Here is a 12,724-nt window from a genome sequence, read left to right on the forward strand (position 1 = left end):
TGAGACGGGTGTGCGGCGTAGCCTGTTCCCGGATCATAATTTCCAAACTGCGACTTAAAGGATCGGGACCAAGTGGTTGTCGAAGGCCAACTGGTGCGTCGCCAACGTATGAAGTCGCGCGTTTCGCAATGTGTGAATTCTGCCCATGCCATCAGAAACAATCGGGATAGCGCCCATTGCCAGACCGCAGACATCCTCAGCACAGTCACGGTTTGTCTCCAAACCTTCGGTGTCGAACGTGATCACTCTTGCGCCGCGTGGGGCTGAGGCGGCGAACCCCGTCGCACCGAGTGCTGAGACGCTTCCGATATAGCCTTTGAGCATACGGTTTGTTTCGGGGGTGATGGATGCCGCGACCAGACCTTGACCTGCGCGCCAAAGAGAAATCAACGGAGGTGCATCAAACGGGTCGCCTTGCCACTGAAAGCCGCATATCACTGTCCCGTCCGGTGCTGCCGCGATGTGGCGAAGAGAGTTTTGATGCTGATCTGTCGGTGGTTCGGCTTGATCCGCGATCGTGCCGCTGGGTGACAGGATGGTTAGGTTGGGGCGCATTGTGTCGAGATTCAGTTTTTCGCGCCCGCTGTCCGGATGCGTGCGAATTCCGCCGTTTGCGACGGCCAAGTCACCAGAGGGGAGGCGCAGGATTTCGTGGGGGCCGATGCCCCCGGATGCGATTTCGTCAATGCGCAAATATCCTGACGACCTGTCCCAAACCCCGATGCGCCCTGCGCCGGTCGCCATTTCGTTTTCCGTTGTGAACAAAAGCGTGCCATCGCTGGAAAAGGCTGCATGTCCGTAGAAGTGGCGGTCTTTTGGGGCAGTCAAGGAGTGAAGGATTTGTCCCGTTCCGCAGTCAAGCACCTTTGCGAATGTACCGGGGCGGCGCGCGATGACCACCGCTTCGGCTTTTGTCGGATGCGCGGCCCCTGCATGTGCGCGGGCGGTCAGCGGTAATTGAAACGTGAGCGAACCATGCGCGTCGATCCCGACCAATGCGTCGGTGCCATCGGGCAGCCGCGCACCTGACACGGCAACGGGGTGGCCGACTGCACTCCATGATATGGACGGCACCGTTGCCAAAGCGCCCACACCCGCAAGAAATTTCCGACGCGTCGCCATGTCAGTCCCCGTCGAGCGAATTGAACCCGGCAGTGATGCCCAAAGGCGTGCCAATCTCGCTATTGATTGCGTTCTGGATGTCCCGGACTGTGCGTTGCAGCGCTTCGACGCGAATGCGTTTGGCCGGATTTGCGACGCCCGCAAGTGCGGGATCGTTCAGTTCTGCCGCGCGTGCCCGGGCTTCTGCAAAGGCAGCGCGTGTTTGCGTCAGATCGCCATCAGTCATGGTCACAGCGAGGTCTTCAAGGGCGGCAAGCGACAGTTGAATGTGGCGTAAGGATCGGTCAGACCGACGTGCTTCGGCACGGGTGGGGCGCGGGCGGTCGTAACTGCCCAATGGCCGCCCGAGACGTTGGTCGTGCAGGAATTCCAGACCGGTTGACAGGGCGGTGTAGAGGGTGCGTTGTGTTTCCTCGGGCGACTGAAAACGTGTGTTGCCGTCCGCCCCGGCCAGGCGCATCAGCGCGGCAAATTCCGGCCACGCCGTGTTAAGTGCGACGGCTTTGTTTGCCAGCCCAACCGTGATCGCGCGCGTCAGGCGACAGGCGTAGTCACGGTTTGGTTGCGGATCAAACAGCACACGCTCAAGCGCGGTGAACCCTTGGGCCGCAGCGGACACTTCGACAAAGGCCGAAGCATCGTCAACAACCGGGTCCTGTGCGGATGTCAGACGCGCCAGCGCCTTGGCTGTTCGGTCTTTGGGGTCGGGCCAAAAGGCCAGGGCGATTGCAAGACCCTGATCCTCGATCGGACCAACCTGAATATGAGACGCCGCAATCCACGCATCATACGCGGTGTGATAGGCCGGGATCACGGCGGATGGCGTGCAATCGGCTTGCGCCACATCGGCAAGCATTTGCGTCGCCTCTGCCAGTTTGCCGTATGCAGGAAGGATATGCTTATCCAGTGCGTTCGACACATCAGACAGGGCAGGGGATGCCAACAGGCAAAAGGCGACGGCAAGGCGCATGGATCAGAGACTTTCCAGAAAACGAATAAGGGCGGCGCGGTCTGGCGCAGGCATGGCGACAACGGCTTGTTTGTGCGTCTCGGCCTCGCCTCCATGCCAGAGCACAGCTTCAAGCAGTGACCGCGCGCGGCCGTCATGCAGGAAATAGGTGTGCCCCGAGACGGTTTTGGTCAGTCCAATCCCCCAAAGCGGCGGCGTGCGCCATTCGCGACCGGTGGCGCGGCCTTCCGGGCGGTTGTCGGCCAAACCTTCTCCCATGTCGTGTAATAGCATGTCAGTGTAGGGCCAGATCAGCTGGAAGCTTTGCTCTGGCTGGTTCTCAAGCCGGTGCGTGACGTGTTTGGGCGTGTGGCACGAAATGCAGCCTGTTTCATAGAACACCTGCTTTCCGCGCAGCACCTCTGGATCGTCGACATCCCGACGGGCCGGCACGCCAAGGTTGGAGGAATAAAACGCCACAAGATCCAGCCCTTCATCGCCAATTTCGGCGTTGTCGTGGATCGCTGTATTGCCATTGGGCGCTTCTTGGCATGCGGTTTGCGCGGCTGTGCAGTCGCCCGCCGCCGCCGGGAAAATGGAGTTGGAGATGCCGATATCACCGCTAAACGCGGCTGCGGATTGTTCCCGCACGGATGGTTTCCCCGCTTTTAGACCAAACCGCCCCAGCATCGGTTGGCCAAACTGCGCCGACATCACGATCTGGGCGCGGCCCGAGATGCCGTCCCCATCGGCATCGTCCGGATCTGCCAATGCCAGAATATCTTCGGTCGGAATCGCATCCAGCAGGCCCAGCCCGATCATCTGCGGCGCAACCCGCGCGGACATCATGACATCGTCGTGTAGTGGCCCGTAGCCAAGGTTGGTCAGATCGTAGACAGGTTTGCGCAAACTGGCCGTTTCGCCATCCGACAGAGCGATCGTCTCTTCTGTGTAGGTGATCGCGATATTGGCCTCTGCTGCGTGCCCCGCAACCGAGAAATCCTGTATCTGGCCGCCATAGGTCGGATCAGGCAAGGTGGCGATATAGCCTTCAATTTCGTCGACACCGGGTCCGCCCGGAATGGACACGCGCATCAACATCGACACCGCGCTGTCATCCGGTTTTTCGGGGGGGTGGCCACGTCCGTCCTTGAGGTGACAGCGCTGACAGGATCGCGCGTTGTAAAGCGGGCCAAGCCCGTCCGATGCCAGCGTTGAGGACGGAGACGAGACCCAGAGTTTTCGGAAAAGCCCGTTTCCGACTTTGAAGTCGAGCTCCCGCTCGAAGCTGATATTGCCAGAAGCTTGGCTGAAGGCGTTTGAATTGTCGCGCACACGCACTGTTGCGGCACCTGCCTGATTTGCTTCAAACCTTTCGGCTTGCGTGAAATCAATTGTCGGTGCCGTCGCGGTTGCGATGCGCGCGCGTTCGTCCTCGGTGCGCGGGACGGTAAGTAAATGTAAATCTTCTAAGGATTGATCTGCATCAACCGGGACGGCTGACAATCCGACTAGAAGACTCAGGGAAAAGCTTGCAAAACGAGTCATTCCTTATAAATATACTCAGGAATACGCTGTGGCCACTCCAATCGTGCCCCCGCAGTAGGAGAAACCCGCGACATGGTGTCCTTGCTAACCAAAACTGAATGGCGTGAAACCCAACTTGAAACCCCAACGCCTTATCAGGTTCCGCAATCCGCATTGGGCTTTCTGAACTACATCCGCTTTGTTTCAATGAACTGCCGCGCCATGCCGAAGACCCGGCTTTTCGAAGCCTGTGCTTTGCTGCATGCAACGCAATCGGCGACCCAGCAGGCCTATGCCGAAGCCTTGATGCGGTGTTTGCAAGAGGCATTGGGCACATGCCCACGGCTTTTCGCGCCCGGCGTTGATGAGATCAGTTTCGACGAGCGTTGGTTGATCCAGGTTGGCCTTGCAAGCGCGCAGGGCGATGATCTGAGCCTGCGCTTCTTGCTGAATTCGCGTGTGGCGCATGAACACCGTCGGTTGGTGGCGCATCTCGTGCATAAGATCGCCGCGTGCTTTTCTCTGGATTAAAAAAGGTCGGAACACCTTGCGCACTTTGGCGCGCTACGCATGTCTCATATCAAGCACGCCAGCGATCGGGCCCTTCGGCAGATCTTCGATCCCTGAAATTCCTTGGAAACCGGGCACGAGTGGTGCCCGGTTTGATGCGTTTGGGCTTACTGAAAGACCGCGTCCGGATTGTCCAAGCTGTCGGAACCTTCGAAGTCGATCTGATCAACACCCAAAGCCGCGACTGCGCGTTCAATCGAGCGGGTTTGATCGACCAGCGCGTCCACTGCACCCATGATCAACGCCTCACCTGCTTTGTTGCCGCGTTCGAGCATCATGTCATAGGCAAAGCCAGCCTCGGCGGCAGTTTTCAGTTCGGTCATTTCCATCATGGTTGCGTTCAGCCTGGCTGTCAGTTGTGCATCGACCCCAGCGTCTGCCGCTGCAACCAATGATGACAAAGACGGGCCAGACACAACCGTGCCGTCAATGCGCGTGTAGCTGCCGACATAAACGTTGCGGATGCCCAATGCGTCATAGAAATGGCTGTTATGGGTATTGTCGGCAAAGCAATCATGCTCTTCTTCTGGGTCGTTTAGCATAACGCCCAGCTTCATCCGTTCACCGGCCTGCTCGCCGTAAGACAGTGATCCCATCCCCGTCAGAATGGTCGAGATCCCCGCGTTTTCGTCTGCGATGAGTTGGGCGCGGGCCTCGCCGCCGTCCTGCCATTGGGCGACCATCCATTCAAGGTCAGAAACCAGGAGCGTAGTCGCTGCCTGAAGATAGTCAGCCCGGCGGTCGCAGTTACCGCCTGTGCAGGCATCGCCAGCAGCGTAATCCGTCCAGGGACGGTTGCCTGCACCGGGGCCGTGACCGTTCAGGTCCTGACCCCACAAAAGAAATTCGATGGCGTGATAGCCCGTGGCCACATTGGATTCGACCTCATCCGCTTCGTGCAGCGCCTCTTCCAGCAGGGCGGGCGTGATGTCGGTGGCATCGATGGTTTCGCCCGACAGCGTAAAGCTTGGGTTTGCGATGACGTTCAGCACGGCATATTCGTTTTCATCGGTCGCGGTGCCGTAAGACGGATCCACATAATCTATCAGACCCTCGTCCAGCGGCCAGGCATTTACCTTGCCTTCCCAATCGTCGACGATGGCATTGCCAAAGCGGTACACCTCGGTCTGTTGATAGGGCACACGCGACTGCAACCATGCGGTTTTCGCGGCTTGCAGCGCTTCAGCGGATGGGTTGGCAACAAGTGCATCAACGGCGGATTGCAACGCCTGCGCGGACGTCAAGCTGTCTTGATACTTGGCCAGCGCAATGTTGGCATAGTTGTCAAGAACGGCGGCTTTATCCGCAAGAGCAGGGGAGGCGACCAAAAGCGCGGTGCCAAGGGCTGTTGTGAGTTTGAGTTTCATTGGTGAATAGTCCCTCGTGTAGGTTTAATGTTATTCGGCGCTTTTATGCGCTCTTTGGTGTGAAAAACGGGTGGGAGTTCTGAAATCGGGACGAGGGCAGTGCTGCCGGGTCATTTCGTCAGGATCAGTTTACCAGCACGCGTGATGCGCAAATAATACGGCTGGTCATCAAGCACGATGCACGCGCGCGCGTCGTCTTTGATCAGGTCGCGCGCATCGTATGTCGGCTCTTGTGGTATCGTTGTGCTGGTTTTGTCAGTTTGATGCACGGTTGAATACGCATTCATGATGCGCCCGGTTTTGTCGTGTTGGCCAGTCGGGCTGTGTAGTGCCTGTCGGCTTTGAACGTTAGCATGCGATCCCTCGTTGCGTCTGAGGATGTTCGGGCTATCCGTGTGTCGGCTGGCTGGAACGTCGGTGAAATACTTGATTGATTTTGTCGGAATGGTCAATCCCGATTAAAATGATCGGAATAAATATTGCAGATTTTTGCTTTTCTCGGGTGCTGCTGAGGCGAACGACCTCTTTGACCGAACCGGCGGCGCACCATAAATGCGCGTAACCGGGTTCTGCGGCTTTGCGGCAACAAGAGCTGTGCTGACGTGGTGCGTCACGCCGGGCGCGTTGTTGTAACTGATGCAGATCCTTTGCGTTCTGGCGGCAGGACAGGTTCCGCGCGATATGCTTATGAAACTATAGCTGCGGATCAACGGTGTGTGCATCATCGAGGCGTTTCAAAAGAGCCGTTTCAAGTGGCTTGTGATATCGGCGGCCCTGTAGATGGGTTGCGGCGAAAACGGGCCTCATCGATTTAGATCATCGCCAGTGCCACCCAGCCAGCGCCAAAGTCATCCAGAGCCTGCAAAAGGCAGTTCCGCAATTGCAGATGGTTTTTCATCTGTTGGCACGTCCAGACATGCGTGAAGCTCCAGATCGCAAAGATAAGCTTCGAGGTTTTCATTTTTGTCAGATCATGAGTGTCAGAGAGCACACCCGTCTAAGTGAACAGCAGCAACACACGGATAAATGCCCTTACGTTTTCAAGATCGCCGTTTGATCGCGGATTGTGTTCGCGAGGGCTTTGGGCCATTCCACAGTTTGCTTTGTTTCAACCCCAACGGCCCGAACCCCACAGGACATGACAGACACTGACTGCCCCCTGATTCTTGTTGTTGAAGACCGCGAACGGACTGCGGAACAGATCATTCGTCAGATTGATATAAGCAGTAGCCTGCGTGCGTTGCCGCCTGCGTATTGCGTCGCCGATGGGCTCAAGGCGCTGGAGCAGCTGCGTCCGCGCATCGTGCTTACGGATATGGGCCTTCCGGATGGATCGGGGTTAGAGATCGTGCGCGCGGTGACAGCGGCAGACTGGGAATGCCAATCGATCGTCATCAGCGTTATGGGCGAAGAGCAGCAGGTGATCGACGCGATCCGATTGGGCGCGCGGGGCTACATGCTCAAGTTCGAGGCACTGGATCGCACCGTTGAGGTGGTACACACGGTGTTGGAGGGGGGAAGCCCGGTTTCCCCACAAGTCGCGCGGCATCTGCTGGCCTTGCTCGAACGTGCGCCGGGCACCGAAACCGAGACTGCAAGCGCTGCAGCGCTTACCAAGCGCGAGCTGGAAATCCTCCGGCTCGTATCGCGCGGCTACAAGCGCGAGGAAGTGGCGGCGCGGCTGGGTATTTCCGTCAGCACCGTAGGCACACATATCAACGCGATCTATCGCAAACTCGAAGTGCGCTCGAACATCGAAGCGGTCGCCATCGCCGGACGGCTGGGGCTGCTATGACCGCGCGTGTCTGGGGCGGCAGGCTTGTGCTGTCGCTTGGAACCGTCGGGATTTTTTTGGTGATGCTCTTTGCGCTTGGGCCGGTCCATGAAGCACCGCCCGGCGCGGTGGTCATCGACCAGGTAACGTCCTGCGACGGGCTTGTGCCGGATGGCCCCTGCGACGGGCCAGCAGTGACGCTTCCCTTACTGGGCGAAATCGAGACGAAACTGCGTGTGAGGGCCGTGGTTCCGGTGCCCGATGTCGACGACGCGGGTCCGCTGGCGCTCTACTTTCCGCGCTTTGCCGATGGGCTTGATGTCTATCTTGATGGCGCGCTCATTTTGCGCACCGCGCCCGAAGGCGGGCCCTATTGGCATTGGAGCGCGCCGTCCCATGTGCGCATCCCGCAAGAGATGGTGACGGGTCCCGGCGTGACGCTCGATATAATCATCCATAGCGCACCGCTCTTTCCGCCGATGCTGGCACCGTTCCAGTTCGGCCCGGACCGGGTGCTGAGCCAATCCTTTGAACACCGCGCGCGGCTGACAGTGGATGTCGCGTGGTTCGGACTGTTGCTGGCACTTTTGTGCACCATTGGGCTAAGTGTTTTGGCCGTCGTGCGGCGGCGCGACAGGGTTTATCACTGGGCCGCCTTCGCAGGGGCGGCGACCACGGTCCTGAGCCTGCATTACCTGGGTCAGAACCCGCCGGTGCCCGATGCGGTCTGGATGGTGATCTGGACCGCTACGGTGCCGTTTCTCGTGGCCAGCCTGCACCGCTTTATCCGCCGCTTTTTGCGGCGTCGCACGGATACGGCCGAGCGGGTGACGTTGGGCTATGCGGTGGTGGCGCTGATTGTCATGGCGCTGACGCCCGAACCTTATCTTTTGATCATGTCGGCGTTGGTGCAATGCGGGATGCTGGGGATCACGTTCTACCTGCTGTCCATCCTGATCCGCGACCGCCGCTTCACCACGCCGGGCCGTTTTGCCACGCTTTACGGCGCAGCCTCTCTGACGGCGGCGCTGGCCACACATGACGCGATGTTCCTCTATCTGTCGCCGCCGCCCGTAGACATGCAGCTGGGGCAGTTCATGCCGCTGGTTTTCATGTTCGTCACTGGCTGGCTGGTGGTGGTGCAGCTGGTCACTGCGCTTGCTCGGCAGGAGGCGCTGTCGGACCGGATGCGCGGGCGGATCATCGAACGCACCCGCGCGCTGCGTCAGACCGCCCGCCAACTTGAGGCCAGCGAACGCGAAGCTCTGCTGGCGCAGGAGCGGCAGCGGATCATGATGGATCTGCATGACGGGGTGGGCGGGCATCTGGCCAATGCGCTGGCCGGGCTGCGCCAGTCGCCGCTGCCCGATCTGCATCTGCGCGAGGTTCTTGAAGAGGCGCAGACCGATCTGGGGCTTATGGTCGACAGTCTTTACAATCCTGGCGACGTGGTCAGCCTTCTGGGCGCCTTGCGCGCCCGGATCGAACCGATGCTGGAGCGGCAGGGCGTTGTCTTTGATTGGCAGGTAGAGGAAACCCCGCGTCTGCCGAACCCAACGCCGACCAGCAATATCAACCTGTTGCGCATCGTGCAGGAGTTCATCACAAACGTTTTGAAACATGCTGACGCAGACTGCATTACCGTGATCACCGGGCGGTCGCATATTCTGTTAAAGGATGACGGCAAAGGCTTTGACGTGGCGGCGGCGCAGGGGCAGGGGCACGGTTTACGCTCTCAAGCACGCCGCGCCGGGGCTATTGGAGCCCGCCTGACGCTGGAAAGTGATGCAGAGGGAAGCCGTCTGTTTCTTGGGTGGGGGTCTTAGGCCGTCTATTTTCTTGCTTGCTTTTTAATGTTCTCAGGCGGGTAAATTGCCGAAACTCAATGAATCCATCGATACCAATGTGGCGCATATTATGTATCTTTTGTGTCTTGCGCGATATCTAAATAGCCCATCCTAAGAGGCAGGTGACTGGCGCGGGGAAACAGGCGGAAAGTCAGGACATGAACTGCGAACGTAAAGTGGAGTGGGAGAGGACGGGCGCAGAGACCGTTCCATCAACGTGGGAAACACGCGTCAATAGACCGTGCAACGTGTCGTCGAGGGCCGAGCCAGGGCGCTCGTCATCGCAAGATCTGGGCGATCTTTCCGATCTGGACGACGATGTTTGTTCAGCGTTGCTGGCAAATGCGCGGACAAAAGATCTCGAGGCCAATGCGGTGATCTATTTCCAGGAGGATGCGACCGAATATCTTTATATCCTGCTGAGCGGTCATATCCGTCTGACCTATATCGGCGAGGATGGGTTTGTCACGCTTTACAACATCATCTCCGCCGGGCGCAGCTTTGGGGAATCGGGGCTGCTCGACAATCTGCCGCATTGCGACACCGCCTCCACCATCGGGCCTGCGCGTGTCATGGGGATCGATGCGAGCTGGATCAGACAAGACGGCGCGGCGCAGGCCGCGGTGCGGCAGGCGCTGGCGCAGCTTGTGGCGCAGCGCTATCGCCAGCACATGCAATTCACCCGTGCGCTTTACTTTCCGAGCCTGAGCCAGAGGCTTGCCTATCTTCTGGGCGGTCTGCTCGATGCGATGGGCAACGATCTGGCCTATCGCGGATCCCGGGTTCTGTGCCTTGGCCCCGAAGTGACGCAGCGCGATCTGGGCGTCATGGCGCGCGGCACGCGGGAGAATGTGAACAAGACCCTGCGCCGCTGGCAAAAGGACGGCATCCTCGCGCTTGAGGATCGGCACATCATCGTGCTGGACCGCGACAGGCTGGATAACCTCGCCATCAACCTCGATTAACGCAGGCCGGTTCCGGCCTCCAGGATCGACCAGAGCCGCGCCATCCATGCCTCAAGATCGCCCGCTTCGCCAAGGGCCTGGCGCATCAGGATCGGCAGGTAGAAGATCAGCAGAAACACCGCGATACCCGATTTGATCGGCATCGCGAGGATAAAGACCTGAACCTGCGGCGCAAAGCGCGACACCAGCGCAAGCGCGAATTCCGCGAGAAACATCACCGCGATGATCGGCGCGGCGTATATGAACATCAGCCGCATCCCCAGATCGAGCAGGGCAAAGATCGTCGCCGGGAAATCCTCGGCAAAGACGGGCAGCATGCGCGTGACGGGCCAGATCTGGAACGAATTGTAAAGCAGCCCGACGATCACGGTAAACCCGCCCACGGCAAAGAAATATGTGATGAACCCCTGGCTGAAGAGCAGCCCCAGAGGCGAGCTTTCATGCCCCTGAAGCGGATCGATCGACGCCGCGATGGCCGCGCCGCGCTGGTTGTCGATGAAGGCGCCCGCCGCCTGCACCGCCCAGAACACCCATGTCACGAAGAAGCCCATGACAAAGCCGATGGCGAACTCCTTGGCGAAATAAAGCAGCAAGCGCGCCACCTCGCCTTCGATCAGCGTTTGCGCTTGCGGCGCGACCACGGGCGTGATGGGAAGTGCGATGACAAGGATCGACGCCGTGCGCGCAAGGCGCGGCACCGCCGTGGGCGGCAAAAGCTGGGACGCCGCGATAAACGCATAGGCGCGCGGCAGGCACAGAAGAAAGCCCAGAAGCCAGCCTTCGAAGCCGCGAAACATCATCACGGCGGTGGACATCGCGGCGGCGAGGTCAGTCTGGGCGGTGGTCGGGTCCAAGCGCGGCTCCTGAAGCGGTGGTCCTTTCATAGCGCGGGACGCGGGGCGCTCTGTGCCAACCGACACGGGCGGGCGTGGCCGGGCCGGGCAGGGTAGGGGCGTTCGAGTCACCGCTGCCCGAGGAACGCCTATGTCCATCACCGCCCCGCGCGAGGTTATCCAGACACAGATCGCCACCCATAACGCCGCCTCTCCGGTGGGGGCCGAGATCATGGCGGGCCGCGCGCGTGGATCGGGGGAGGCGGTGATGGTCTCGACCGCCGCTGCCGATATCACCGACGCGCTGGAAGAATTGGGCATGGCCGCGTCGAACCGCGCCAAGGTGGACCTTGACAAGGTCAAGGTGCGCAAGGGCGCGGGCACCGACCTTGATGCGTTGGGGCGGATTGCCGACTATCTCGACAAGCTGCCGAACCTGCCCAAGGATCAGGCGCTGCGCGATCTGGTCGCCAAGTTCAACAAGTTCGAGGAGTATTTCCGCCGCGGCGCGACGGGCGACGATCTGCCAAGCGCCGATGATCTGCGTGCGCTTCTGGCGGAATACGATGGCGATATCGCGCACCGCTTTGCGGCCCTTGAAACAGTGCGCGACGTGGCCGCGACCTCGGGCGCGCCCGCCGCCTATCTGGCGCTGCTCGATGAATTGCGCGCCGAGATGCGCCAGCCCGATCTGGCGCGCGACATCGCCGCCGGGTTCGCCGCCGCCCCCGAGGCTGCTCACGCCGCCGAAGGGCTGGGCGCGACCCCGCAGGACTATCGCGACAGCTACCGCGCGATGCTGCGCGACACGCCCGATGCCGGGCGCATCTTTGCCGCGCTGCGCGACTTTTCCCTGACCGAAAAGCTCGAAGCGGTGCTCGACAGTTTCATCCGCGTTGCGGGCGATGACATGGCCAGTTTCGGCCCCTCGACCGAGCCTGCGCAGTTGGGCGGGGTGTTGACCGAACTGTCGCGGCTCAAGCAGATGCGCACGGTGCTGGATGCCTCGACCGAGGCAATTGGCAAGATCGACCGCATGTTCGGTGCCGATGACGCCCGCCCCGATGCCACCGATCTGGCGGGCCGCGTTCTGGGCTTTGCCGGGGCACCCGTGGCCAGCCTGCAGGGCGCGCGCGGCCTGATCGACGGGTTCGGGCCGGAGCCTGCCGACCTGCCGGTCGCCGCCGTCAACCTCGTGCGCGATCTGCACGCCGCCATGCCCGATGCGCTTTTGCCCGACGGCCAGCGCGAACCGCAGGCGCGGGTGCTGCTGACGCTGTCGGACCAGGTTGTCGAACAGGAGGAAGCCAGCTATGGCGCATGATGTCTTGAAAGGGAGGGTCTGACATGCCCCACCTCGATGCCGCGCAGGCCGATGCCGTTGCCGCCTTTGCCGCCCAGATGGGGCTGGAGGCCGCGCCCGATGCCTCGGGCGGCTACAGTTTCGCCTTTGAAAAGGCCGGTCGGCTGAGCATCCTTGCGGGTGAAAACGGCGATGTGCTGGTCAGCCTGACGCGCCCGGTGATCCTGCAAGACCTGATCGGCAAGGGCGCGGCGCTGGCCGCCGGTGGCTTTCACGCAGCCCTTGGCCTGACCGCCATGCCGGGGCTGACGCGCACCGATCAGCCGGTGCTGACGCTCGCCTTCCCGCCGCGCGGGTTCGACCTGCCGACGCTGGATGCGGGCTTCACCGCGCTGGACGGGCTCTTCACGCAGGCGGGCCTGTGAGCGGCGCTGTGCCTTCCGGCACAACCGGCGGTCTGCGCATCG

13 protein-coding genes are annotated in these 12,724 nt (G+C 60.6%); 6 read left to right on the forward strand and 7 right to left on the reverse strand.

The window, feature by feature from the left end; genetic code table 11:
- Positions 1–54 precede the first annotated feature (54 nt).
- Genes ACG74X_RS16330 through ACG74X_RS16340 form a run of 3 tightly spaced genes read right to left on the reverse strand, consistent with a single transcriptional unit; the run spans position 55 to position 3,619 of the window.
- Positions 55–1,122 carry a DUF1513 domain-containing protein gene (locus ACG74X_RS16330; protein WP_411236227.1) on the reverse strand — a complete coding sequence of 356 codons (1,068 nt, stop codon included), beginning with the start codon at positions 1,120–1,122 and terminating at the stop codon, positions 55–57.
- 1 nt (position 1,123) lies between these two features.
- The gene (locus tag ACG74X_RS16335; protein ID WP_411236228.1) at positions 1,124–2,092 is read right to left on the reverse strand and encodes an imelysin family protein; all 969 of its coding nucleotides are present in this window, start codon (positions 2,090–2,092) and stop codon (positions 1,124–1,126) included.
- Between the two features lie 3 nt (positions 2,093–2,095).
- A complete protein-coding gene (locus ACG74X_RS16340; RefSeq protein ID WP_411236229.1) occupies positions 2,096–3,619 on the reverse strand; it encodes a di-heme oxidoredictase family protein in 1,524 nt (507 codons plus the stop codon).
- Positions 3,620–3,691: 72 nt separating this feature from the next.
- Between ACG74X_RS16340 and ACG74X_RS16345 the strand changes: the two genes are divergently transcribed.
- Positions 3,692–4,129, forward strand: coding sequence for a hypothetical protein (locus ACG74X_RS16345; RefSeq protein WP_411236231.1), 438 nt, complete (start codon positions 3,692–3,694; stop codon positions 4,127–4,129).
- 146 nt (positions 4,130–4,275) lie between these two features.
- Here the strand turns inward: ACG74X_RS16345 and ACG74X_RS16350 are convergent, their stop codons facing one another.
- The 3 genes from ACG74X_RS16350 to ACG74X_RS16360 form a co-directional block, all read right to left on the reverse strand.
- Entirely contained in the window at positions 4,276–5,535 is a 1,260-nt protein-coding gene (locus tag ACG74X_RS16350) for an imelysin family protein (protein WP_411236232.1), read from the reverse strand.
- 110 nt (positions 5,536–5,645) lie between these two features.
- The gene (gene hemP / locus ACG74X_RS16355; RefSeq protein WP_411236233.1) at positions 5,646–5,822 is read right to left on the reverse strand and encodes a hemin uptake protein HemP; all 177 of its coding nucleotides are present in this window, start codon (positions 5,820–5,822) and stop codon (positions 5,646–5,648) included.
- Between the two features lie 524 nt (positions 5,823–6,346).
- The gene (locus ACG74X_RS16360; protein WP_411236235.1) at positions 6,347–6,496 is read right to left on the reverse strand and encodes a hypothetical protein; all 150 of its coding nucleotides are present in this window, start codon (positions 6,494–6,496) and stop codon (positions 6,347–6,349) included.
- Positions 6,497–6,673: 177 nt separating this feature from the next.
- On the opposite strand from ACG74X_RS16360, the gene ACG74X_RS16365 reads away from it, so the two are divergent.
- From ACG74X_RS16365 to ACG74X_RS16375, 3 genes are all read left to right on the forward strand, one after another.
- Positions 6,674–7,330 carry a LuxR C-terminal-related transcriptional regulator gene (locus ACG74X_RS16365; RefSeq protein ID WP_411236236.1) on the forward strand — a complete coding sequence of 219 codons (657 nt, stop codon included), beginning with the start codon at positions 6,674–6,676 and terminating at the stop codon, positions 7,328–7,330.
- A complete protein-coding gene (locus ACG74X_RS16370) occupies positions 7,327–9,135 on the forward strand; it encodes a sensor histidine kinase (protein ID WP_411236238.1) in 1,809 nt (602 codons plus the stop codon). The genes ACG74X_RS16365 and ACG74X_RS16370 overlap by 4 nt, the downstream gene beginning before the upstream one ends.
- A gap of 269 nt (positions 9,136–9,404) precedes the next feature.
- Entirely contained in the window at positions 9,405–10,121 is a 717-nt protein-coding gene (locus ACG74X_RS16375; RefSeq protein WP_411236239.1) for a Crp/Fnr family transcriptional regulator, read from the forward strand.
- Here ACG74X_RS16375 and sctT read toward each other — a convergent pair.
- Positions 10,118–11,005: a type III secretion system export apparatus subunit SctT gene (gene sctT / locus ACG74X_RS16380; RefSeq protein ID WP_411236241.1), complete on the reverse strand. Its 888-nt coding sequence runs from the start codon at positions 11,003–11,005 to the stop codon at positions 10,118–10,120. The genes ACG74X_RS16375 and sctT overlap by 4 nt on opposite strands.
- 100 nt (positions 11,006–11,105) lie before the next feature.
- On the opposite strand from sctT, the gene ACG74X_RS16385 reads away from it, so the two are divergent.
- Both ACG74X_RS16385 and ACG74X_RS16390 read left to right on the forward strand, forming a co-directional pair.
- The gene (locus ACG74X_RS16385; RefSeq protein ID WP_411236243.1) at positions 11,106–12,278 is read left to right on the forward strand and encodes an HrpJ domain-containing protein; all 1,173 of its coding nucleotides are present in this window, start codon (positions 11,106–11,108) and stop codon (positions 12,276–12,278) included.
- A gap of 23 nt (positions 12,279–12,301) precedes the next feature.
- Positions 12,302–12,682: a hypothetical protein gene (locus tag ACG74X_RS16390; protein ID WP_411236244.1), complete on the forward strand. Its 381-nt coding sequence runs from the start codon at positions 12,302–12,304 to the stop codon at positions 12,680–12,682.
- The last annotated feature ends 42 nt before the right edge of the window (positions 12,683–12,724 follow it).

The sequence above is a fragment of the Marivita sp. S0852 genome, from assembly GCF_046591575.1.
In the GTDB taxonomy this organism is placed as follows: domain Bacteria; phylum Pseudomonadota; class Alphaproteobacteria; order Rhodobacterales; family Rhodobacteraceae; genus Marivita.

Coding starts and splice junctions, on each gene's coding strand:
- ACG74X_RS16330 (WP_411236227.1), bottom strand. CDS start 1,122: ATGGCGACGCGTCGGAAATTTCTTGCGGGTGTGGGCGCTTTGGCAACG.
- ACG74X_RS16335 (WP_411236228.1), bottom strand. CDS start 2,092: ATGCGCCTTGCCGTCGCCTTTTGCCTGTTGGCATCCCCTGCCCTGTCT.
- ACG74X_RS16340 (WP_411236229.1), bottom strand. CDS start 3,619: ATGACTCGTTTTGCAAGCTTTTCCCTGAGTCTTCTAGTCGGATTGTCA.
- ACG74X_RS16345 (WP_411236231.1), top strand. CDS start 3,692: ATGGTGTCCTTGCTAACCAAAACTGAATGGCGTGAAACCCAACTTGAA.
- ACG74X_RS16350 (WP_411236232.1), bottom strand. CDS start 5,535: ATGAAACTCAAACTCACAACAGCCCTTGGCACCGCGCTTTTGGTCGCC.
- hemP (WP_411236233.1), bottom strand. CDS start 5,822: ATGAATGCGTATTCAACCGTGCATCAAACTGACAAAACCAGCACAACG.
- ACG74X_RS16360 (WP_411236235.1), bottom strand. CDS start 6,496: ATGAAAACCTCGAAGCTTATCTTTGCGATCTGGAGCTTCACGCATGTC.
- ACG74X_RS16365 (WP_411236236.1), top strand. CDS start 6,674: ATGACAGACACTGACTGCCCCCTGATTCTTGTTGTTGAAGACCGCGAA.
- ACG74X_RS16370 (WP_411236238.1), top strand. CDS start 7,327: ATGACCGCGCGTGTCTGGGGCGGCAGGCTTGTGCTGTCGCTTGGAACC.
- sctT (WP_411236241.1), bottom strand. CDS start 11,005: ATGAAAGGACCACCGCTTCAGGAGCCGCGCTTGGACCCGACCACCGCC.
- ACG74X_RS16385 (WP_411236243.1), top strand. CDS start 11,106: ATGTCCATCACCGCCCCGCGCGAGGTTATCCAGACACAGATCGCCACC.
- ACG74X_RS16390 (WP_411236244.1), top strand. CDS start 12,302: ATGCCCCACCTCGATGCCGCGCAGGCCGATGCCGTTGCCGCCTTTGCC.